General features: G+C 48.2%; 15 protein-coding genes. All 15 read left to right on the top strand.

The genetic code is table 11. The annotated features are described in order from the left end of the window. The first annotated feature begins 138 nt into the window (after nucleotides 1–138). The 15 genes from DWX26_RS06875 to DWX26_RS06800 all read left to right on the top strand — a co-directional run bounded on the left by DWX26_RS06875 (nucleotide 139) and on the right by DWX26_RS06800 (nucleotide 22,910). Nucleotides 139–1,905, top strand: coding sequence for a sulfatase-like hydrolase/transferase (locus tag DWX26_RS06875; protein WP_117805219.1), 1,767 nt, complete (start codon nucleotides 139–141; stop codon nucleotides 1,903–1,905). Nucleotides 1,906–2,133: 228 nt separating this feature from the next. After that, nucleotides 2,134–3,819: a formate--tetrahydrofolate ligase gene (locus tag DWX26_RS06870; protein ID WP_022461681.1), complete on the top strand. Its 1,686-nt coding sequence runs from the start codon at nucleotides 2,134–2,136 to the stop codon at nucleotides 3,817–3,819. A gap of 187 nt (nucleotides 3,820–4,006) precedes the next feature. Then, nucleotides 4,007–6,751 carry a hypothetical protein gene (locus tag DWX26_RS06865; protein WP_117805218.1) on the top strand — a complete coding sequence of 915 codons (2,745 nt, stop codon included), beginning with the start codon at nucleotides 4,007–4,009 and terminating at the stop codon, nucleotides 6,749–6,751. A 165-nt stretch (nucleotides 6,752–6,916) separates the two neighbouring features. After that, nucleotides 6,917–7,987: a BMP family ABC transporter substrate-binding protein gene (locus DWX26_RS06860; RefSeq protein ID WP_147326117.1), complete on the top strand. Its 1,071-nt coding sequence runs from the start codon at nucleotides 6,917–6,919 to the stop codon at nucleotides 7,985–7,987. 197 nt (nucleotides 7,988–8,184) lie between these two features. After that, nucleotides 8,185–9,540 carry a C40 family peptidase gene (locus DWX26_RS06855; RefSeq protein ID WP_117510092.1) on the top strand — a complete coding sequence of 452 codons (1,356 nt, stop codon included), beginning with the start codon at nucleotides 8,185–8,187 and terminating at the stop codon, nucleotides 9,538–9,540. A 240-nt stretch (nucleotides 9,541–9,780) separates the two neighbouring features. Further along, the gene (locus tag DWX26_RS06850) at nucleotides 9,781–10,482 is read left to right on the top strand and encodes a hypothetical protein (protein WP_173827592.1); all 702 of its coding nucleotides are present in this window, start codon (nucleotides 9,781–9,783) and stop codon (nucleotides 10,480–10,482) included. Nucleotides 10,483–10,776: 294 nt separating this feature from the next. After that, a complete protein-coding gene (locus tag DWX26_RS06840) occupies nucleotides 10,777–11,496 on the top strand; it encodes a GntR family transcriptional regulator (protein WP_055220242.1) in 720 nt (239 codons plus the stop codon). Next, a complete protein-coding gene (gene deoC, locus DWX26_RS06835) occupies nucleotides 11,493–12,179 on the top strand; it encodes a deoxyribose-phosphate aldolase (protein WP_118601127.1) in 687 nt (228 codons plus the stop codon). The genes DWX26_RS06840 and deoC overlap by 4 nt, the downstream gene beginning before the upstream one ends. A 143-nt stretch (nucleotides 12,180–12,322) precedes the next feature. Further along, complete coding sequence (locus DWX26_RS06830; protein WP_022461674.1) at nucleotides 12,323–13,384, top strand: NAD(P)-dependent alcohol dehydrogenase; 1,062 nt, start codon at nucleotides 12,323–12,325, stop codon at nucleotides 13,382–13,384. 32 nt (nucleotides 13,385–13,416) lie between these two features. After that, nucleotides 13,417–14,361 carry a CobW family GTP-binding protein gene (locus DWX26_RS06825; RefSeq protein ID WP_117805215.1) on the top strand — a complete coding sequence of 315 codons (945 nt, stop codon included), beginning with the start codon at nucleotides 13,417–13,419 and terminating at the stop codon, nucleotides 14,359–14,361. A 172-nt stretch (nucleotides 14,362–14,533) separates the two neighbouring features. Next, a complete protein-coding gene (locus tag DWX26_RS06820) occupies nucleotides 14,534–15,616 on the top strand; it encodes a hypothetical protein (protein ID WP_117510090.1) in 1,083 nt (360 codons plus the stop codon). Between the two features lie 190 nt (nucleotides 15,617–15,806). Beyond that, nucleotides 15,807–18,413 carry an ATP-dependent chaperone ClpB gene (gene clpB / locus DWX26_RS06815; RefSeq protein ID WP_055220290.1) on the top strand — a complete coding sequence of 869 codons (2,607 nt, stop codon included), beginning with the start codon at nucleotides 15,807–15,809 and terminating at the stop codon, nucleotides 18,411–18,413. Further along, the gene (locus tag DWX26_RS06810) at nucleotides 18,410–18,583 is read left to right on the top strand and encodes a DUF4250 domain-containing protein (protein WP_022461670.1); all 174 of its coding nucleotides are present in this window, start codon (nucleotides 18,410–18,412) and stop codon (nucleotides 18,581–18,583) included. The genes clpB and DWX26_RS06810 overlap by 4 nt, the downstream gene beginning before the upstream one ends. Nucleotides 18,584–18,789: 206 nt before the next feature. Beyond that, nucleotides 18,790–20,430, top strand: a complete 1,641-nt coding sequence (locus DWX26_RS06805; RefSeq protein ID WP_158555011.1) for a TIM barrel protein — start codon at nucleotides 18,790–18,792, stop codon at nucleotides 20,428–20,430. Between the two features lie 212 nt (nucleotides 20,431–20,642). Beyond that, a complete protein-coding gene (locus DWX26_RS06800; RefSeq protein ID WP_118601126.1) occupies nucleotides 20,643–22,910 on the top strand; it encodes a hypothetical protein in 2,268 nt (755 codons plus the stop codon). Nucleotides 22,911–23,044: the final 134 nt, after the last annotated feature.

The following is a 23,044-nucleotide window of genomic DNA, read 5'->3' as shown; positions in this document are numbered from 1 at the left end:
GTTTTTGGCTGCACTTTTTGTGCAAAAATTTTATAAAAATTTTCTATCTTTTTAAAACGGTCTTTGCTATAATACGTAAGGCGATTGTAAAGAAAAGTTAAGATTTTGTAAGCTGTAATGCTTTTTGGAGGTAGGAAGATGAAACACAAGAAACAGAAAAAAACGAAAAAAGCAGGGCGCATTCTGCTGGCTGTGTTTGCAGTGTTGATCGGAACGCTTGGCGTGCTGCTGTTTACGTCCGAGCGCTGGATGCGGAAAACATGGCCGAATCTGAGCATGGAAGAGCTTGTTTACCAGTTAAAGGCCCCGATTGCCGGAACCAGCCATGATCTTCTGATGAGTTATATCTGCTCAAGTGCGCTGATCGCAGCGGCAGCACTCATCCTTCTGATTCTGGTCAGCATTTTTCTTCGGGAAAAACGCAAAGCCCATGTGGCGTTCGGGATGATCTGTATCGCGGCAGGAGCCGCCAGCATCGTCTATTCCATCAATGACGTGTGGGCAGCACTGGACGTAAAAGATTATCTGAAAAATCAGAGCACGTACAATACCGTGGTAGAAGACAACTACGTAGATCCGGACCGCGTGAATATCACGTTCCCGGAACAGAAACGAAATCTGATCTATCTCTATCTGGAATCCATGGAGAGCACCTACGCAGACAAAGCTTCCGGCGGAGCATTCGATAAAAACTATATCCCGGAGCTGACCCAGCTTGCCGCAGACAACATCAGTTTTTCCAATTCGGAGCTGCTCGGCGGCGGCCAGCCTACCGTAAACGCAACCTGGACCATTGCCGGAATTTTCGCACAGACCTCCGGTCTGCCTCTCAGCATCGGAATCCAGCGAAATGAGATGGCATATCAGGCCAGCTTCTTCCCGGAAATCAATACCCTGGGTGATGTCCTGGCGGATGAAGGCTACAAGCAGTATTTCTTCATCGGTTCAATCGGACAGTTCGGCGGCCGGGAAGAGTACTTTAAAGAGCACGGCGACTACGAAGTAGACGATTACAACTGGGCTATGGAAAAAGGCCTGATCCCGGAAGGATATTACGAATGGTGGGGCTATGAGGATGAAAAACTCTTTTCCTTTGCCAAAGACCGTCTGACCGAAATCGCAGCAGAGGGAGAGCCGTTCAACTTCACCATGCTGACCGCAGACACCCATTTTGAGGATGGCTATCCGTGTGAGCTCTGCGATGAAGAAAACGACGGTGACAACCAGTACGGAATGGTTCTGCACTGCTCCAGCAAGCAGGTCACCGAGTTCGTTTCCTGGATTCAGCAGCAGGATTTCTACGAGAACACAACGATCGTAATTTCTGGCGACCATCTGACGATGGATTCCGATTTCTGTGAGAACATTGATCCGGACTACATCAGAACCGTATACAACGTGATCATCAACTCTCCGATCCAGCCGCAGCAGGAGAAAAACAGAAGTTTCACCACCATGGACATGTTCCCGACCACCATCGCAAGTCTCGGAGCTACCATTGAGGGTGACCGCCTCGGTCTTGGAACGAACCTGTTTTCAGGTGAACAGACGCTTGCAGAGAAGCTGACTTTCGACCAGCTCAATGATGATCTCTCCCAGAAATCCAAATTCTTCGAAAAAATGGAAGATCAGGTAACCTCCATTTGGACCAAAACCGATGAGGGCTGGAAGTTCTATATCGAAGACGAAGACCGATGGGCCAAAAGCGAATGGGTTTCCCTGAACCCGCACCGCTATGCAAACGACACCGAGCAGAGATATTACATTGACGCAAACGGCTACGCCGTAAAAGGATGGAAACTGATCGACGGAAAATGGTATTACTTCTCCACACAGGGCAGCTACCGCCTCCTCGAAGGACCGTGCGACGAACCGTTTGAGGTGGATGAGTCGCAGTATTCTTAAAAAATAAAAAAGAGAAGGATTTTCGGCAGCAAAAAGCCGGGAATCCTTCTTTTTTTAATGCAGAATTGTGCCGCTCCGCCTTTTGGCGGAATTTTCTGCATTTTTTGGTACAAAACGTATAAAGATTGTGAAATAAATAATTATCAATTGAATCATCTTACAAAACATGGTAAAATATGGCTATCAATCGGCGGACAAAGCGGAAAAAAGAAAGGGGATTTTAAAACAATGGGTTACAAATCAGACATTGAAATTGCACAGGAATGTACCATGCAGCCGATCACAGCGATCGCAGAAAAAGCAGGTATTGATGACAAATATCTGGAGCAGTACGGAAAGTACAAAGCAAAAATTGATTACAACCTGTTAAAAGACACCAATGCGGAGGATGGAAAACTGATCCTCGTTACAGCCATCAACCCGACACCGGCAGGAGAAGGAAAAACAACAACTTCTGTAGGTCTGGTAGACGGACTTTCCAGAATCGGTAAAAAAGCAATGGTTGCACTTCGCGAGCCATCTCTTGGGCCGGTCTTCGGTGTAAAAGGCGGAGCAGCAGGCGGCGGATACGCACAGGTTGTTCCAATGGAAGATATCAACCTTCACTTCACCGGTGACTTCCATGCAATCGGTGCAGCAAACAACCTGCTGGCAGCTATGATCGACAACCACATTTTCCAGGGAAACGCTCTGAATATCGATCCGAGAAAGATCACCTGGAAACGATGCGTAGATATGAATGACCGTCAGCTTCGAAGCGTTGTAGACGGCCTTGGCGGAAGAACAAACGGAATGCCGAGAGAAGACGGCTATGACATCACCGTAGCATCTGAGGTTATGGCAGTTCTGTGTCTGGCAAGCGACATCACAGATCTGAAAGAAAGACTTTCCAAGATCATCATCGGATATACCTACGGAAAAGTATCCGAGCAGAAACCGGTAACCGCAGGTGACCTGCACGCAGAAGGCGCTATGGCAGCACTCTTAAAAGATGCCCTGAAACCAAACCTGGTACAGACTCTGGAAGGAACTCCGGCTATCGTTCACGGCGGACCATTCGCAAACATCGCACACGGCTGCAACTCTGTAACAGCAACCAAAATGTGCCTGAAATTAGCAGATTACACTATCACAGAGGCAGGCTTCGGTGCTGACCTTGGTGCTGAGAAATTCCTCGACATCAAATGCCGTATGGCAGGCCTGAAACCGAATGCAGTTGTAGTCGTAGCAACTGTTCGTGCCCTGAAATACAACGGCGGCGTTCCGAAAGCAGAACTGAACGGCGAGAACCTGGAAGCTCTGGAGAAAGGTATGCCGAACCTTCTGAAACACGTAAGCAACATCACAAACGTATACAAACTGCCATGTGTCGTTGCTATCAACGCATTCCCGACCGATACCGAAGCAGAGCTGAAGCTGGTTGAGGAGAAATGCAAAGAGCTCGGTGTCAACGTTGTTCTGTCCGAGGTATGGGCAAAAGGCGGCGAGGGCGGCGTAGCCCTGGCGGAAGAAGTTGTCCGTCTTTGCGAGCAGCCGAACGATTTCACTTATGCATACGATCTGGAAGGCTCCATCGAAGAGAAACTGAACGCCATCGTTCAGAAGATCTACGGCGGAAGCAGAGTTGTCCTGACCGCAAATGCACAGAAACAGGCAAAACAGTTAGAGGCTCTCGGATTTGGCAACTGCCCGATCTGTATGGCAAAAACCCAGTACAGCCTGACCGATGATCAGACCAAACTCGGCGCACCGACCGGATTCGAAGTTACCGTACGTAACCTGAAAATCTCCGCAGGTGCAGGCTTCATCGTAGCCCTGACCGGTGACATCATGACCATGCCAGGTCTGCCGAAAGTTCCGGCAGCAGAGCGTATCGATGTAGACGCTACTGGAAAGATTACAGGATTGTTCTAATAACACAGGATATTGTCTTGAAAAGACAGAATAAAGCGTGAAATAAAACACAGAAAAAAAGAGACATTCCTTCGTGAATGTCTCTTTTTTTACGTTTTTATTGCAAAATATTACAAAAGATAATATAATTTCTAATGATAACATGGAGAGAAAAGCAGATATAATATAGTAAGGGAGTTACTTGCCAATGACATCGAAGAAAAAATTGAGAAGTCTTCTGGGCGGTACACTTTTTATGGTGCTGATGCTCAGCGTACATCCGACGACTGTTTCCGCGAGTGCTGTGGGGAGCAGCACGGTGATGGACCAGTCTGTGGAGACAGAGGATCAGCAGAGCGGGATACAGAGTGAAACGCAGACACAGGCTTCACAGGACAGCGGTGCTGCTGTGCGGGCCAGTCAGAATGGCTGGGTTAAGGCAGGCGACGGCGGCTGGTATTTTTATGAGAACGGACAGCTGAAAACAGGATGGCTTTACCGGAATGGAAACTGGTACTGGCTGGATCCGGACCGGAACGGCCGCATGGCAGAAAACAGCTGGTTCACATACGATAATAATTTTTATTATGCCAAGGGAGACGGAGCAATCTATAAAAATGGTTTTCAGGAAGTAGATGGAAACCTTTATTATTTCCAGAGCTGGGGCGGCATTCAGAGAAATGTGTATCTCAGCATCAGTGGAAAAATGTACTATGTACAGGAAAATGGTATCGTTGCCCGTGGAATAGTCAGAACAATGAATGGACATGGTGATCTCTGCGCATTTGATGATACTACGGGAGCGCAGATCACACAAAAAGGCTGGCTGAAAAAAGGCACATCATATTATTGGGTAAGAGAAGACGGCGTCCTGCAGACCGGCTGGCTGCTGTACGATGATAACTGGTACTGGTTTGATGATAATGGTGTCATGATGGCATCCGGCTGGAAAGAAATCAACAACAATCTGTATTACTTCCAGAGCTGGGGCGGCATTTATAAAAACGGTTTCCAGAGCATCGGAGGAAACGAGTATTATTTCCGGAGCTGGGGTGGTGTATATCGAAACACCTTCTTTACCGTAAAAGGAAAAACCTACATAGCGCAGAATGACGGATCGATCTATCATGCCAGCCAGACCGGCTGGGTTCAGCTGGGAGATCAGACTTACTGGATCAATCAGGATGGTTCTGTTCAGACCGGCTGGCTGAAGCTGGAAGGCAAATGGTACTGGCTGAAAGCGGACGGCACACGTGCTGCATCTGAATGGATCACGTATGACAACAACCGATACTATTTCGACGGTGACGGTGTGATGTACACCGGAATGAAAGAGGTTGACGGAACAAGATATTATTTCCACAGCTGGGGCGGCGTTTACCATAACGAATCTTTTACTTGGCAGGGAAAGAAATACTGGGCAAAGGATGACGGAACCTTCTATACAGGTGTCTGCGATATCAATGGAAAGAAATACTATTTTCTGGAAGACGGCGAGCAGATTACAAAAGAGGGCTGGTATCTGACCAACGGAACGTATTACTGGATCAACAAGGATACGTCGCTTCAGACCGGCTGGGTGAAATATGACAACAACTGGTACTGGATGAAAGAAGACGGTACGATGGCATCGTCTGAATGGATCACCTACGACAAAAACCGCTACTATTTCCGAAGCTGGGGCGGCATGTACACCGGAATTCATACCATCGGCGGAACAAAATACGCATTCCAGAGCTGGGGCGGTCTGTACCATGATCAGACATTTACCATCGGCGGTAAAACATACTATGCCAATTCAGATGGAACATTTGCCACCGGCTGGGTGCAGAACGGCGGAAAAACGTATTATTTCGATGAGGACGGCACAAGCCATACGGGCTGGCTGCTTCTGGACGGAACGCATTACTGGATCAACGCCAATGGAACCAGAAGAGATGACGAGCTGTTTCAGTACGACGGAAACTATTATTATGTAGACAAAAACGGCGTTATGGCGACAAGCGGCTGGGTATACTGGGATTATAACTATTATTATCCGAGAAGCTGGGGCGGCATGTACAAGAATGCGTTTATTACCTATGATAATAACCTCTATTACCTTGGATCTGACTCGAAAATGGCAATCGGCTGGCAGTCGATTGGCGGAAATACATACTATTTCCGAAACTGGGGCGGCATGATAACCGGAAAACAGGTGATCGACGGAAAAACGTATGTGTTCGATGAGGACGGCAAGCTGGTACAGAGTCCGGACGGATTTGAACCGTCCGCGCAGATCGGTGTCCGCACCGTACGGAACTTTCTGAAAAATGCACTGCTTCCGCTTGGAAACACCCTGTATATCTGGGGAGGCGGCCACACAGACGCAGAGGCAGAGAGTTACGGCGTCAATGCGCAGTGGAAACAATTCTTCAATACACAGAATTCCACCTACAACTATTCCGATCATCTGTATGAGTACGGAAAAGGTCTTGACTGTTCCGGCTATGTCGGATGGACCGCACATCAGGTGACGAAAGAGTATGCAACGACAACCTCCACTGGAATGCCGGCCTACTTTGCAAGAAAAGGCTGGGGAACCTGCGTGACAGGCGATACATCCCAGAAATTTACGCCGGGTGATGTGGTCAGCAAGAGCGGTCATGTCTGGATTGTCATTGGCCAGTGCTCGGACGGCAGCGTGGTTGTCATTCATGCGACACCGCCGTATATTCAGCTTGGCGGAACCGTTTCTTCAACAGGAAGCATTAACAGTGAAGCTATTGAGCTGGCAAATGAATACATGAAAATGTATTATCCGGTTGCGTATGAGCGGTATGGTGTAAAAGTTCTTGACCGGTCCTATCTGACCGGTGTGAATCATTTCACCTGGAGCAGCAGTATCTTAAGTGACAGTGAAGGCTACCGCAGGAAGAAACCGGCAGAAATCCTGAACGATCTGTTCCAGTAAAATATCTTCTATAAAAAATAAGAGAGAATACAAAAAAACTTTGTAGTTCGTGTATTCTCTCTTTCTTTTTGCGCTGGAATTGTCTATACTAGAAGGTGCGTGAAAGACGCAGATCAGAAATACAAAAGAAAAAATCTGGAAAATAAAAATACAAGGGGAGTAAACATGCGAAAGAGCTGGAAATGGGCGCTCTGTCTTGGCGTAGTGTCGTTGCTGCTGCTGGGCGGCTGCGGAAAAGAAAAGACGGAACCAGTGGATCTGGTGCTGGTAACCGACGGCAGTGAGGTAGCTTCCGATGCCGTGTATCAGTCAGCATGGAACGGTCTTGCGCAGTATGGAGACGAGAGCGGTCTGAAATATGAAGCAAGTGTTCCGGCAGGACGGACAACAGAGGACTATGAAAACACCATCAAAGAGGCGGCGCAGAAGGGAGCATCCGTTATCGTCTGTGTCGGAACGAGCATGAGCCGCGCCGTTTACGATGCACAGCGCGACTGGAAGGATGTCCGTTTTCTGCTGCTGGAGGCAGAACCGGTCAGTGAGAGCGGCCGCAGCCGTCTCCGCGGAAATACAGAAAGCCTGGAAATTGATGTATCAGAGGCCGGCTACCTGGCAGGATATGCGGCAGTACAGGCCGGCTACACGCACCTGGGCTATATCGGACAGAAAAACGAAGAGAACGGAACAAAGTACGGGACAGGTTATGCACTCGGTGCAGAGGCGGCCGCTGCGGATCTGGGACTTGGAGAAAACAGCATCACGCTGGATTATACGTATCGGAAAAGCAGCAGCGTATCACCGTCGTATTTGGAAAAAATCAAAAGCTGGTATGGTGAGGGCGGACAGATTCTCTTCTCGGACGGTGCATCGTATCAGAATGTACTTGGCGCAGCAGCATCTGCGGCAGGCGGAGCACTGATCGCAAACGGCGGCGTGGAGGAGTACGCCAATGCCGTGTTGAAAGTACGTCTGGATTATGGAACTGCAGTTTACAATGCGTTAAAAGAAATGAAACAAAAGGATTTTGAAGGCGGGAAAATTGTAACGCGCGGCGTGACCGATCAGGAAATCAGTCTGGAATGGAATCAGGATGCGGTGCCGTACTTTACAGAGGATCAGTACCGGGCACTCTGTGCGAAATTCTCCGCAGAGGACTTTTCAATCCCTGACGGCGATGCGCTTTCCTCGCCGGATCAATACAAATTGAGTTGTGTGAGTGTACAGAAGGTAAAATAACATGTATCGTTACTGTTCACGAATTGTTTACAAAAAGTCGGGATATTTTTCCTTGCATCCATTTGTGAATTGTGATATTATGTAAAAGAATTGGGAAAAATATTTCAAAATTGTTACAGAATAATTGAATTTCTAAGAAACAGGGAAACCTGAAACAAAGAAACCTACATACAACGAATCAATTTGGGAGTGAAAGAATGAGAAAAAAATTTCTTGCCTTAAGTTTAGCAGTGATCGTAAGTGCAGCTCAGGTAATGACAGTAAGCGCCTCGAAACAGGAGCAGTTACAGCAGCAGCAGGCAGCACAGGCAGAGACCAGCGCACAGCTTGACAACGCAAAAGCAGAAATCGACGATCTGGAAACCAAAAAGAATCAGATTACCGGCGAGATTGATGACCTGGACGCACAGCTTGTCGTAACCATGGCATCCGTGGAAAATCTGAAAAATGAAATTGCAGAGAAACAGACAGAAATTGAAACAACACAGGAAAAACTGGCACAGTCCCAGGCTGAAGAGGACGAGCAGTACGAGCTGATGAAAAAACGAATCCAGTTCCTCTATGAGAGCGGCGGAGACAACGGCTGGGCAGCACTTCTTCTGGAGGGAAAAGATTTAAGCAGCATTCTCAACCAGGCTGAGTACACCCAGAAGTTATACAAATACGACAGAGAGTGCCTGCAGGAGTACATGGATCTTGTACAGCAGGTAACAGACTACAGCAATCAGCTTGCAGATGAAAAAGCAGATCTCGAAGCCAGTGAGGCAGAGCAGGAAGCACAGCAGCAGTCCCTTGAGGCAATGCTTGAGCAGAAAAAAGCCGTTTCCGATGACTACGAAAACCAGATCGCAGACCTGAACGACATGGCTGCACAGTACAACGCAGTACTGGCAGAGCAGAACGCAAAGATCCAGCAGATCCAGGAGGAGATTGCAGCCGAAGAGGCAGCAAGAAAAGCCGAAGAGGCCCGTCAGGCAGCAGAAGCAGCCGAGGCAGCCCGCCAGGCAGAAGCAGCAAGACAGGCAGCAGCAGAAGCAGCCGCAAGCAGTGCTGCAAATAATACAACAACGGCAGACAACACACCGTCCAGCACAGGAAGCTCCACCACGACAACAACACCGTCTAACGGAGGAAGCTCTTACGATGATTCTTCGTCCAGCGATACCAGCAGCTCGGATGATTCCAGCAGCTCCAGCAGCACCGGAAGCGCAACCGGAAGTGCCATCGTATCCTATGCAACACAGTTTATTGGAAATCCATACGTATGGGGCGGCACAAGCCTTACCAACGGAGCTGACTGCTCTGGTTTTATCATGAGCGTTTACGCACACTTCGGATACGACCTTCCGCATTCCTCCAGTGCACTGCGTGGTGTAGGACGCGGTGTATCTTATGCAGAGGCTCAGCCGGGCGATATTATCTGCTACAGCGGCCACGTAGCCATCTACATCGGCGGCGGTGCAATCGTACACGCAAGCAATGAGCGCGACGGTATCAAGATCAGCAGCAACGCAGCGTATACCACGATTCTTGCGGTAAGACGTGTGGTTTAAAAAAGAATTACATAGTAAGAATTTTCAGATCCCGGGAGAGAAAAATCCCGGGATCTTTTGCGTTTTGCTTAAAATTGAGTGCATTCGCGTTAAAACTGTGATATACTAAAGCACATCGGAGATACAAGGGCGTATTGACCAACAGAAGGTCAGTATGCCCTTTTGCTTGTTAGGAAGAAGGGAGAATCGTTATGAAACTGGAAAATTATTTTCGTCGTTTCGGTATTCGGAACGGATCTGGTGCGGAAAGTAGCGTCAGTGCTGTCCATCTGCATTATTGCCGGTCTGCTGATCGTCTACGTCCCGAACATCATCGCCGGAGCCGGAAAGATCGGCGATACTGTAAACACCATGAAAACCGCAGACCTCCCATTCGGCAAAGCCCTGTACGCCGCATTCCTCTACGGAACCTTCCAGCTTGCCAATGTCGCAGTCTTCGTCCAGCATGCCAAATCCTTCGAAAAACCGCAGGATGCCGGAAAGAGCATGGCAGTCGGTGCCGTATTAAATGCCCTTCTGATGATCATGGTCGTCCTCGGAATCATGACCGTATACCAGAACCCGGAAATGATCCAGCAGAGCGTCCCGACATTATTTATGGTTCAGCAGGGCGTCGGCAGTAAATTCATGACACCGCTGATTTCCGTACTGATCATCCTCGGTGCCGTATCCACAGCCGTCAACATGGTTGCCGCCATGGTCAAACGAATCCACGCCGGTCTCGCTGAACGAAGCAGCAGAACAGAAACCGCAGGCAAAATCAGCCGCACCCAGATCCTTGCCGCGCTTGTCTGCTGCATCGCGGACTTCCTTATCGCACAGTTTGGTCTGCTGACGCTGATCCAGAAGGCGTACAGCATCCTGGCATACCTGGCAATCCCGGTCATCTTGGTGCCGTACGTGGTGCACATGGCGGTGACGCGGTTTGATACGAAAAAATAGAAAAGAACAATAAAAAATTTGTAACAAAAATTTACACCGCAGAAAGAGAGATTTGCTTCTGGAGAATGGAAGTATTTCGCAGACAGCAGAAAAAAGAAGATTCATGCAGAGCAGACGTGAGTCATAAAGAAATGACATGCGTCTGCCTTTTTTCTGTGCGTCTGGCAGAGTATGTGTCGGTGACAAAGCAGAAAACAGGAACTCTTCTTTGGGACTCGATTGTGCCGTCAAAATATGGTATACTGCAAAAAGGATCAAAAAGCGGATATTGATATTTCACGGGAGGGGAAGAAGATGAAAAATGCACCGGCTTATGTGAAGGTTTACAGCAGACTGAAAAACGAGATCAATAAGGGAACATATCCTGTCGGGGGATTTCTGCCGAAGGAGTGTGAACTGGAGAAAATCTATCAGGTCAGCCGTACTACGGTACGGAATGCAGTAAAGATGCTGGTGCAGGAGGGACTGGTTGAGGTTCGCCAGGGTTCTGGAACGAGGGTGCTGAATCATAAGGCAATTCAGAATTATAACAAGGTCACATCGGTCACGGAATCCCTGATGAAAAAAGGATATCGGGTAACGACGTCAGATATGATGATCGACATCATTTCGGCGGACAAACAGCTCGCCGATGAACTGGAAATTCCGGAGGGAACCAGCGTGGCGAGGATTCAGCGGCTGCAGCTTGCGGATGAAGAGCCTGTTACGCTGATGGAAAATTATATCGAATATGCGAAAGTCCCTGGCATCGAGGCGTATGAGAATCAGTTTGTAGCGCTGTATCAGTTTCTGGAGGAGAAATTCGGCTTGCAGATTGATGAGACACGAGACAGAATTTCAGCGAAATCCGCGACCTTTATGGAAGCCCAGGTTCTGAAAACGGAGCCGAAGGATGCGCTTCTTGTGGTGCACAGAGTCACCTACTGGCAGAACCGGCCGGTGAGCATTGACCACGTGCGGATCATCGGAAGCAAGTACGAGGTGGAGATTTCGGGAAAAGGACGGAGTAAATGAGCGATGAGACAGAAGAACAGAAGAAACTGATGCGGCAGATTGATATCAGCTGTGTACAGGCATTTCATACAATGGATGAAATTGATGCGATGGTGGAGCTGGCAAAGAAATATCGTCTGGCTGCTGTGTTTACCTTGCCGGCGTTCAGCGCCCATGTGGCAGAACGGCTGCAGGACACCAGAGAAATCCATGCGGGAGGCGTGGTAAGCTTTCCGGGCGGCGGAGATACGACCGGACAGAAGAAGTGGCAGGCAAAAGAACTGTGGGAGGCTGGCTGCCGGGAAATCGACATGGTGATGAATCTTACGGCATTCAGAAGCCACGAATTTTCTTATGTAAAAGAAGAACTTCTGGCCATCCGGGAGCAGGTGCCTTCGGCGATTTTTAAGGTGATCATCGAGGCACCGCAGCTGACGGAGCAGGAAATCTGCCAGGCAGTGGATCTGTGTGTGGAAGGCCGTGCGGATTATGTAAAGACGAGCACCGGATGGTATCCCGGCTGTCCTTCCACCGTGGAGCAGGTTCGAATCATGAGCCGTGAAGCCGCCGGTCGCATTCAGATCAAGGCCGCCGGTGGAATCCGCAGTCTGGAAACTATACAGGAAATGCAGAAAGCCGGCTGTAGCCGTTTCGGTATGGGAATGCGGTCGGTACAGAATTTGATAAAAAGTATCTATAAGTAATCTATTGTGCAAAAGCTATAAAAAAGTCACGGAATATTCTACGATATTCCGTGACTTTTCTGTTGAATTAGTAACCTATTAGTGATATATTCGAATCATAGGAATCGATAAATCATTAACAATCTGAAAGGAGAGCAAAAGATATGAAAGGTTATGCAATGCTGAAAATCGGTGAATCCGGATGGATCGAGAAAGAACGCCCGAAATGCGGGCCGATGGATGCCATTTGCCGTCCACTGGCAGTTGCCATCTGCACATCAGATGTCCACACTTTATGGGAAGGGGCCATCGGTGACCGTCATAACATGATTCTGGGCCATGAGTGCTGTGCAGAGGTTGTGGAAGTCGGAGAGCTCGTAAAAGATTTCAAACCGGGAGACCGGGTTCTTGTGCCGGCCATCACTCCGGACTGGAATTCTCTGGAAGCACAGGCTGGTTATTCCATGCACTCCGGCGGAATGCTGGCAGGCTGGAAATTCTCCAACTTCAAAGATGGTGTCTTTTCTGAATTCTTTCATGTAAATGATGCCGATGGAAACCTTGCGCTGCTTCCGAAAAACATCAATGTTGTCGACGCGTGCATGCTTTCCGATATGGTGCCGACCGGATTCCACGGCGTAGAGCTTGCCGATGTACAGTTTGGTGATACAGTTCTTGTCATCGGAATCGGACCAGTTGGTCTGATGTCGGTAGCCGGAACGAATATGCGCGGCGCATCGAGAATCATTGCTGTCGGAACGAGACCGGTCTGCGTAGAAGCGGCAAAAAAATACGGCGCAACGGATTTTGTCAGCTACAAGAACGGACCGATTTTCCAGCAGGTACTTGATATGACAGATGGAAAAGGTGTTGATAAAGTAGTCATCGCCGGCGGTGGTGTAGAAACCTTTGCAGAAGCAGTAAAATGCCTGAAACCGGGCGGAAAGATCGGAAATGTAAACTATCTTGGATCCGGTGACAACATTGATATTCCGCGTGTAGAGTGGGGCGTTGGAATGGGTCACAAACAGATTAACGGAGGCCTGATGCCTGGCGGAAGACTCCGCATGGAAAAACTGGGAGCTCTTGTTTCGGCAGGCAAGCTGGATGTCAGCCCGCTGTCCACACATGTGTTTGATGGATGGGATCATCTGGAAGAAGCACTGTTCCTCATGAGAGATAAACCGAAGGATTTAATCAAACCAGTCGTTAAATTGGCTGACTGATGATTTGAAAATTTGACTGAAAAAGGAAACGTATGAAAATATTGATCGTATCCGGCTTTTTGGGCGCGGGAAAAACAACATTTATCAAACGGCTGGCCAGGAACGTCGATCAGCGGTTTGCCATACTGGAAAATGAATATGGAGCCGCAGGAATCGACGGCGCACGTCTTGGCCAGAACCGGCAAGGAACGCAGAAAAATGTATGGGAAATGACAGAGCAGTGCATCTGCTGCATCGGGAAAAAGGATTTTGCAGCATCCGTGCTGACCATTGCCAATGTGGTAGACCCGGAATACCTGATCGTAGAACCGACAGGCGTCGGAAGTCTCGCCCGGATTATAGAAAATCTGCGTCAGATCGAGTACGAGAGAATTCAGCTTCTCTCGCCGGTCACTATTGTGGATGTTTACAGTTACCGCCGCTATATGGCGGAATATCCCGAGCTGTATCAGGATCAGATCCGAAGCGCGGATACGATCATTGTTTCCAAAACAGAAGCATGCCAGGCGGAAGAAAAACAGCGCATCCAGAAATTTCTGCAGGAAATTAACCCGCAGGCAAAAATCATCACGGATTATGCATCCACGATGACACGGGAAGATTACCAGAGCCTGCTGCTGGGCGGCCGATATGAGAAAGAAGTACAGGATACGCAGAGCGGCGAAAAGATGCCGGAGACCTTCTCCTTCGAAAATATCCGAATGGAGGCACCGGAAACCCTGTGGTGTTTTCTGGAACAGATCATTCGCGGAGCGTTTGGAAATATCATCCGTGCAAAAGGACAGTTCGCAGCCGGAGACCAGTTTCTCCAATTTGATGTCGCCGATCACCGCTACAGCATCACCGGCACAGAACAGAAAAACGCCGGCCAGGCTGTGTTTATCGGAAACGATATGAACGAAAATGCGATCCGGCAGTATTTTAAGAAATGCGCCGGAAACCAGAAAATGAAATATGCTGCCCGTCATGTATCATAAAGTAAATAGGAAAAAGAGATTGCGGAGTCCTGCCAAAACAGGGTTTCGCAATTTTGGTTTTTACAGAAAGATTCAACTGAAAAACGAAGGATAGGCAAAAACGAAAAATTACGCTAAAATAAACATACAAGTATTTCAAATAAAACAAAAGAAAAATCAGGGGGGATCTGATATGGAGGAACAGAAAAGAAGACGGGAAAGAAAATCAGCGGCATACTGGTTGAGCAAAAGCTCGATTTTATATCCGATCTGTATCTTGTATGTGATGTATGTGAAACAGGTTGAGGTATATATTACAGAATGTTCCGTCCATATTTCGTCGGGGACAATGCTTTTTGCCTATGCGCTGTGCCTGATTTTGTGGCTGGCCTCACCCATTCGAAGCTACTGCGCAGATGGAACTGCAAATGAAGTTTTATTCTATACATTTCCGCCGAGCATACTGATGCTGTTTTTATTTGCCCAATATTCACTGAAAATTGTGTTGTTTCTTGCAGTGCTGGATGGGATATTTCTTGTTACGGTTTTAAGAGATTTACATAGAAAAAAACGAAAATATTCTCCGAAAAAATTCTGGAGATTAAAAAGAAGTGACTTAAACGCATTTCTGTTTGTTTCAGTATGCGTGAGTATGGTACCGACTTGTATGATGATATATTGGAAGCTTGAGTCTCCGTCCGGAGTGGCAGAACTTTACGAACGAAAAAAGGACTATAATCTCGTCCAGAATCAGGAGAACATTTTTCAGGAAAATAAAGAATTTCTGCTGAGCTTAAAGGAGAGCGAATGGAGGCAAAAAACACTGGAAGAAAGAACAATTGCAGCGCAGAAGATGGTACGGCTTGAAACAGAACGACTTGGAATTCCCGAAATTCCGCTGTATGTGAAAGAGACAGGATCATCGAATTGCGTTGCATTATATAATAATGAAGAGAACGAAATATGGTATGCTCCAGAGCATTTAACATCTCAGACAGCAGAAGAATTTTTTACGGGAATTTGCGAAGAATGTTATCATGGAATGGAGTATTATCTGCTGGAGCGAATGGACTGGAATTCGGAAATGGCGAATACTGCTTATTTTGAAGAAATGAGGAAGTGGAAACTAAATGATAATCGCTACATATCTGGACGCGACGAGGGCGATTCGTTTGAAGCATATCAATCACAGCCGCTGGAAGCATCTGCCAAAAAGTATGCCAGTTCCGAAACAGAGGCACTGATTCATTTTATTGCTGTGTACGGCGATGAATAAAAATCTTTTAGGGGGGGAGGGAGAAAAGGAGCGTCGGGAAAAATAAAAAAAATTAGCACTCACCTCTTGACAGTGCTAATAACTAGTGTTATAGTACGACTAGAACAAAGAAAGAAAAGAAAATTCACATCAACGCTCTTTTTGTTCGGAGCGAATGTTAGCACCCAAATAGATAAGGAGGAAGCCGATTATGAATATCAGTAAATTCACACAAAAATCGCTGCAGGCTGTACAGGACCTGGAAAAGACCGCATACGATTTCGGCAACCAGGAAATAGAGCAGGAGCATCTGTTGTATAACCTCCTGCATCAGGACGACAGCCTGATTCTGAAAATGATCGAAAAGATGGAAATCAACAAAGATCATTTTCTGAACCGTGTCGAGACGGCGCTGAACGACCGCGTCAAAGTATCCGGCGGTCAGCCGTATATCGGTCAGTATCTGAATAAAGCATTGATAAATGCTGAGGATGAGGCGAAAGCCATGGGAGACGAGTATGTTTCCGTAGAACACCTCTTCCTGGCAATGCTGAAAAACCCAAGCCCGTCCATGAAAAAACTGTTTCAGGAGTACGGCATCACAAGAGAACGTTTCCTGCAGGCATTAAGCACCGTGCGCGGAAACCAGAGAGTTACCACCGACAACCCGGAGGCAACATACGACACCCTGGAAAAATATGGACAGGATATCGTAGAAAAAGCCAGAAACCAGAAAATGGACCCGGTTATCGGCCGTGATACCGAAATTCGGAACGTTGTCCGTATCCTGTCCCGTAAGACAAAAAACAATCCGGTTCTGATCGGTGAGCCTGGTGTTGGTAAAACCGCAGTCGTAGAAGGCCTGGCCCAGCGAATCGCCAACGGCGATGTACCGGAGAGCCTGAAAGATAAAACCATTTTCTCCCTCGATATGGGAGCCCTGGTAGCCGGAGCAAAATACCGCGGCGAATTCGAGGAGCGTCTGAAAGCCGTTCTGGAGGAAGTCAGAAAGAGCGACGGAAAAATCATTCTGTTTATCGATGAGCTGCACCTGATCGTCGGCGCCGGAAAGACCGACGGCGCGATGGATGCCGGAAACATGCTGAAACCTATGCTGGCACGAGGCGAACTGCACTGCATCGGTGCCACAACGCTGGATGAGTACCGCCAGTACATCGAAAAAGATGCCGCCCTGGAGCGCCGTTTCCAGCCGGTTCAGGTTGATGAGCCGACCGTAGAGGATACGATTTCCATCCTGCGTGGCTTAAAAGAGCGCTACGAAGTTTACCACGGCGTAAAAATCACCGACGGTGCCCTCGTTGCAGCCGCAACCCTTTCGAACCGTTACATCAGCGACCGTTTCCTGCCGGATAAAGCAATCGACCTGGTCGACGAGGCATGCGCTCTGATCAAGACAGAACTGGATTCCATGCCGGCCGAGCTGGATGAGCAGCGCCGTAAGATTCTGCAGATGCAGATCGAGGAAGCCGCACTGAAAAAAGAGACCGACAATCTGAGCCGCGAGCGTCTGGAAACACTGCAGAAAGAGCTGGCTGAGTTAAAGGATACCTTCAATTCTGCAAAGGCACAGTGGGAAAATGAAAAGAGTTCCGTTGAGAAACTGTCCAAACTGCGTGAGCAGATCGAGGACATGAACCGCCAGATCCAGAAAGCAAAGAATGATTACGATCTGAACCGCGCCGCTGAACTGCAGTACGGTGAACTCCCGAAATTACAGCAGATGCTGGAAGCAGAAGAGAAAAAAGTTAAAAATGAAGATCTCTCACTGGTACACGAGAGTGTAACGGATGAAGAGATTGCCAGAATTGTCTCCCGCTGGACCGGAATCCCGGTTGCAAAACTGACCGAAGGCGAGAGAACTAAGATCCTCGGCCTGGAAGATGAACTTCACACGAGAGTTATCGGCCAGAATGAAGCAGTCACCAAGGTTTCGGATGCGATCATCCGTTCCAAAGCCGGAATCAAGGATCCGACAAAACCGATCGGTTCGTTCCTGTTCCTTGGACCTACCGGTGTCGGTAAAACAGAGCTTGCGAAAACGTTGGCAGAAAAGCTGTTTGATGATGAGAACAACATGGTTCGAATCGATATGAGTGAATACATGGAGAAATACTCCGTCTCCCGTCTGATCGGAGCGCCTCCGGGATATGTAGGCTACGAGGAGGGCGGCCAGCTGACTGAGGCAGTGCGCAGAAAACCATATTCTGTTGTTCTGTTCGATGAGATCGAGAAAGCGCATCCGGACGTCTTCAACGTTCTGCTGCAGGTACTCGATGACGGCCGTATCACCGACTCCCAGGGCCGTACCGTAGACTTTAAAAATACGATCCTGATCATGACCTCCAATATCGGATCCCAGTATCTGCTGGACGGCATTCAGGATGACGGCAGCATCTCCGAAGAGGCGAGAAACCTGGTCATGCAGGATCTGCGTGCACACTTCCGTCCGGAGTTCCTGAACCGTCTGGATGAAACAATTATGTTCAAACCATTGACAAAAGACAACATTGGTCATATCGTAGATCTGTTGCTGAAAGGACTGAACAAACGTCTGGCAGACCAGGAGCTTACCGTCGAACTGAGCCCGGCTGCAAAACAGTTTGTCATTGAGGGCGGCTACGACCCTGTTTACGGCGCCCGTCCATTGAAACGTTTCGTACAGAAAGAGGTAGAAACCAGCACCGCAAAACTGATCCTTGGCGGTCAGGTCAGCGAGGGCGATACGATCCTTCTGGATGTGGAAAACGGCGGCCTGAAGGCAATGATCAAACCAGGTGTGGAGGTAGTAGACGAATGATGCCGAAAGATCCCGTAATGCTGCTGAGCTATGTCAATACGCAGTTAAGAGATTTTTACCCGTCGCTCGCAGAATTCTGCGCGGCCATGCAGACAGAGGAATCCGATCTGCGGGAAAAACTGGCGCTCATCGACTATGAGTACGATGAGAAAACGAACCAGTTTGTGTAAGAATAACCAGGCCCTGAAAAAAATGGCGGAAAAAGGCGTTCCGTATGTGGAAAAAACACATACGGGGCGCCTTTTTTACGCAAAGCGTGTTTCTTATAACTGACAGGAAAAATCATATCTATAATAGAAGAAATGTGGTAAAATGGAGGAAAAGAAAATCCGCTGAAAATGGGGAAACAGCGGATCTGGAGAAGGAGGAAACCAATATGTATTTTGGTGTACAGATGTATGGGGTATCCAAAGAATGGAAACAGGATCCCGAAGGATTTTTAAAGAAAATCTATGAGGCAGGCTACCGCCAGATCGAGCCGTGTCTCGGATTCCGTGTTGATGCCAGGGACTACGGTTTCTGGATCCCGGAGGATCTGGAGCAGGCAATGCCGTTGCTTGCAAAATACCACATTGAGGTTCATGCGGTCCACATTTTCCTGGATGAATACCACTATGAAAGAGAACTTGCCATTCTTACAGAACTGGCGCAGAAATACCACATTTCCTGGTTTGTCGTAAAGAGCCCGGCACGCCTGACAAAAGATGTTCTGGACGAAACCGCTGCAAGATACCGCGAACTGGCAGAAGAACTGGAAAAAGCCGGAGCAGGTCTTCTGATTCACAACGAAAAAGAAGATATCTGTATCCGCGTGAATGGAAAAACAGCGTACGAATATCTCCTGGAAGCCTGCGGTGAAAAAGTCGGAGCAGAAGTAGATGTCGGCTGGATGTACTGCGGCGGCGTCGACCCGGAAGAGTTCCTCTGGGCGCATGCGGACCGAGTCAAAGCCGTTCATTATAAAGATATGAAAATCACCGGCCAGGAAGCGCCGCTTGGAAAAGGCATGGTTGATCTGAAAGCCTGCTTCCAGTTCGCCCGTGCAAACGGTGCACTGCAGATTGTGGATATGGATGCGGCAACACTGGAGGATACCTGCCGCGCCGGAAAAATGCTCTCCGGATGGACAGGGGACAGAGACAACACCGACAGCATTCTCTGCACGATGGATGTGGAGACCGGAGAAGAAACCGTGCTGCATGAGTTTCCGGGAATCATCGAGGCACCGAACTGGCTGAACGATGGAAACACCCTGCTTTATAATGCGGATGGAAAAATCTACCGCTATGAGATCGACAAAGACCATGTGGAGCAGGTTGATACCGGTTTCTGCGTGCAGTGCAACAATGACCACATTCCGTCACCGGACAACCAGCTGCTGGCGGTAAGCTGCATGCCGCCGGAACTCACAGATGGAACGTATGAATCCCACATCTACGTGCTCCCGATGACAGGCGGTGAACCAAAAGACCTCACCGGACCGGGTCTCAGCTATCTGCACGGCTGGTCGCCGGACGGAAAAGAGCTTGCGTACTGTGCCTTCCGCAAAAAGCCGGAGGAGGAGACTATGCGCATTGAGATCTGTACGATTCCATCAGACGGCGGCGAGGAAACCTGCCTGACGGACGGCAAAGGCTACAACGACGGTCCGGAGTATTCACCGGACGGAAAGCACATCTGGTTCAACAGCACCAGAAGCGGTCTGATGCAGGTATGGCGGATGAACCGTGACGGCAGCGGTCTCACCCAGATGACCGATTTCGATGCCAACAACTGGTTCGGCCACGTTTCGCCGGATGGAAAACACGTCATTTACCTGACCTTCGCTAAAGGTGAGCTGGAACCGAATGAGCATCTGCCGAACATGTATGTATCGCTTGGAATGATGGATTATGACGGACAGAATAAGAAAAAAGTGCTGGATCTTTTCGGCGGCCAGGGCAGTATCAACGTCAACTCCTGGGCACCGGACAGCCGCAGAATTGCGTATGTGAAATATGTGCTTCATCACAAATAAAGGAATATCTTAAGAAAATCTGACGGGCCGTAAAAATTCATGGAAGTATTGTGAAAAAACGTTGAAAGTATTTTAGCGGAAATGCACAAGAATTCTTACGAATTTTTACGGCCCGTTGACTCTTTTTCTGACACACGTATAATGAAAGTAACAAGAGAAACTGCGGCCCCTGGCGGCTGCAAAACAATCAAAAGGAAAGGAGGATTTGTGTTATGAAGAAAACGAAAAAAATGCTTTCGTTTGTACTGTCCATGCTTCTGATCGTGACGATGTTCCCAACCATGGCATTCGCAAAAGAGGAAGCCAAAACGTGGAAGTTCGGAGAGCTTTCGCTGAAAGCAGGCGACGTTCTCGGCAAAGATACGGAGATTAAAAATGATGCAGAGAACAGAGAAATCCGAATACTTTCAGAAAAAACAAATCTGGATGAAAAGAAAGATGACAAAGAAAGAATAAAAACAGAAAAAGAGGCTGTGATCGCAGCGGCGGCTTCCTGGAATCTGAAGGATCTTACGGAAAAGGCCAAAAAGGCTCCGGCAGATTATCTGCTTAAAAAGGCAGACAGCTGGAACGGAAGCTGGATTGTAACAAAGATCGCAGAAACGGAAACAAAAGATGCCATTGAAATCCAGATAAGAACCTATGAGTACGTAGCTGTAACAGAAATCCAGGGCATACCGAAAGAAATCCCGGGAATCACCGCACTGACGGGCAAAGCAGTTCCAGAAAATGCAGATCAGAAACAGATCACATGGGAAATCACGGATGCCGGAATGACAGGTGCTGTTTTAGACGGCACAAACCTGAAAGTAACGAATGCCGGAACCGTAAAACTTCTGGCGACAATCAAAGACGGAAAGAAAACCGGCGTTGACTTCACACAGGAATTCACTGTGATTGTAAAAGCCGCAGATTACACCAAAGTAACAGAAGCGCTGGCGCTGATCCCGGAGGACATGGGCCGGTATACAGAAGAAAGCGCGGCAGCTGTTCAGAAAGCAAAAGATGCGGTAAAAGAGAACCTGCCATCAGCTGAACAGGAAACCGTAAATGGTTATGCGGCAGCCATTCAGACAGCAGTAAACGCACTGACGCTTCTTGGCGCAGATTACACAGAAGTTGATGCAGTACTTGCCAAAGTTCCGGGAGATCTTTCTATCTATACGGAAGAAAGCGTGGAAGCACTGAATGCAGTCATCGCATCCATCGACCGCACCAAAACGGTAGAAGAGCAGCAGGCAGTTGATGCTTATGCGGAAGCACTGGAGAATGCAATTGCAGCACTGGTACGCAAACCGGTTCCGGCAGATTATCAGGGAGTGGAAGAACTCCTGGGAAAGATTCCGAAAGACTTATCCATTTATACCGAAAAGAGTGTAAAAGCACTGAATGCGGCAAAAGAAGCCATTGTATGGGATCTGGATGACAGCAGACAGGAGGAAGTCGATCAGTCTGCAGAAAACCTGAAAGCAGCTCTTGACGGACTGACCCTGAAACCGGCGGACTACAGCGCCGTAGACGCGGCTCTTGCCAAAGTTTCGAATGATCTGAGTATTTATACGGAAGAAAGCATTCAGCCGCTTCAGACAGCGATCAACAGCGTAGAAAGCGGAAAAACCATTCTGGATCAGGCAGAAGTAGACGGCTGGGCAGCAGCAATTGAAAATGCACTGGCAGGACTGCAGGTTCGGAAAGCAGATTATTCCAAAGTAGAGGAAGCCATCAAAAAGATTCCGGCGGATCTCAGTCTGTATACCGATGCGTCTGTAAAAGCACTGGAAGATGCAAAGAACAGCGTCGTAACCGAGCGGCCGGTCACAGAGCAGGAGAGCGTAGACGGTTACGCAAAAAAGATCGAGGCAGCGATTGCCGGCCTTACGTATAAAGATGCGGACTACAGCAAAGTAGATGCCGCAGTGAAAAAGATTCCAAACGATCTGAAGAAATACACGGACGAGAGCGTAAAAGCAGTCAATGATGCAAAAGCAGCGATTGTACGCGGAAAGAATATCACGGAGCAGAAGACGGTGGATGGTTATGCGGCAGCGCTGGAAAAAGCGATTGCCGGCCTGAAACAGAAACCGATGACTGCGCAGAATCTTCCGGAGATTACCAAAGGAGTCAATCAGTCAGGTATGCAGGGCAAGGAGCTTTCCTTCACCGCAGATTTTGAAGCAAAGGATCTCAAAAAGGTTCTCATCGACCAGAAAGAGATTGATGCGAAGAATTATGTGACGGCTGGAAAAGAGAATACGCAGGTTACGCTGAAGGCCGAGTATACAAAGAGTCTGGCAGAAGGCAAGCATACGATTTCGATCGTTTCAAGCAAGGGCCAGGCGGATACCGTATTCTATCTGAAGAAAGCAACAAAGAGTCCGGACACGGGAGACCGCACACAGGTGATGCTGTGGGTGATCCTGCTCGGCGTTTCTGCAGCAGCAGTGGTCGGAGCAGTTGTTTATCGTAAACGTGAGAAATAAGAGTTGAAAGGGAAAGGGCGCCGGAAGGCGCCTTTTCTTTTGGACGGTTTCGGATAGATTGTAAATAGTCAGATAAAATACAAAATATGCAGAATTAACTATATTTTTCTAAAAATAAGAAAATTCGAAAAAAG

The organism is Blautia sp. AF19-1 (genome assembly GCF_003479155.1).
GTDB lineage: Bacteria > Bacillota > Clostridia > Lachnospirales > Lachnospiraceae > Fusicatenibacter > Fusicatenibacter saccharivorans.
The sequence above is the reverse complement of the archived record's forward strand: the minus strand, read 5'-3'. Positions and strand labels throughout refer to the sequence as shown.

Coding starts and splice junctions, on each gene's coding strand:
- DWX26_RS06875 (WP_117805219.1), top strand. CDS start 139: ATGAAACACAAGAAACAGAAAAAAACGAAAAAAGCAGGGCGCATTCTG.
- DWX26_RS06870 (WP_022461681.1), top strand. CDS start 2,134: ATGGGTTACAAATCAGACATTGAAATTGCACAGGAATGTACCATGCAG.
- DWX26_RS06865 (WP_117805218.1), top strand. CDS start 4,007: ATGACATCGAAGAAAAAATTGAGAAGTCTTCTGGGCGGTACACTTTTT.
- DWX26_RS06860 (WP_147326117.1), top strand. CDS start 6,917: ATGCGAAAGAGCTGGAAATGGGCGCTCTGTCTTGGCGTAGTGTCGTTG.
- DWX26_RS06855 (WP_117510092.1), top strand. CDS start 8,185: ATGAGAAAAAAATTTCTTGCCTTAAGTTTAGCAGTGATCGTAAGTGCA.
- DWX26_RS06840 (WP_055220242.1), top strand. CDS start 10,777: ATGAAAAATGCACCGGCTTATGTGAAGGTTTACAGCAGACTGAAAAAC.
- deoC (WP_118601127.1), top strand. CDS start 11,493: ATGAGCGATGAGACAGAAGAACAGAAGAAACTGATGCGGCAGATTGAT.
- DWX26_RS06830 (WP_022461674.1), top strand. CDS start 12,323: ATGAAAGGTTATGCAATGCTGAAAATCGGTGAATCCGGATGGATCGAG.
- DWX26_RS06825 (WP_117805215.1), top strand. CDS start 13,417: ATGAAAATATTGATCGTATCCGGCTTTTTGGGCGCGGGAAAAACAACA.
- DWX26_RS06820 (WP_117510090.1), top strand. CDS start 14,534: ATGGAGGAACAGAAAAGAAGACGGGAAAGAAAATCAGCGGCATACTGG.
- clpB (WP_055220290.1), top strand. CDS start 15,807: ATGAATATCAGTAAATTCACACAAAAATCGCTGCAGGCTGTACAGGAC.
- DWX26_RS06810 (WP_022461670.1), top strand. CDS start 18,410: ATGATGCCGAAAGATCCCGTAATGCTGCTGAGCTATGTCAATACGCAG.
- DWX26_RS06805 (WP_158555011.1), top strand. CDS start 18,790: ATGTATTTTGGTGTACAGATGTATGGGGTATCCAAAGAATGGAAACAG.
- DWX26_RS06800 (WP_118601126.1), top strand. CDS start 20,643: ATGAAGAAAACGAAAAAAATGCTTTCGTTTGTACTGTCCATGCTTCTG.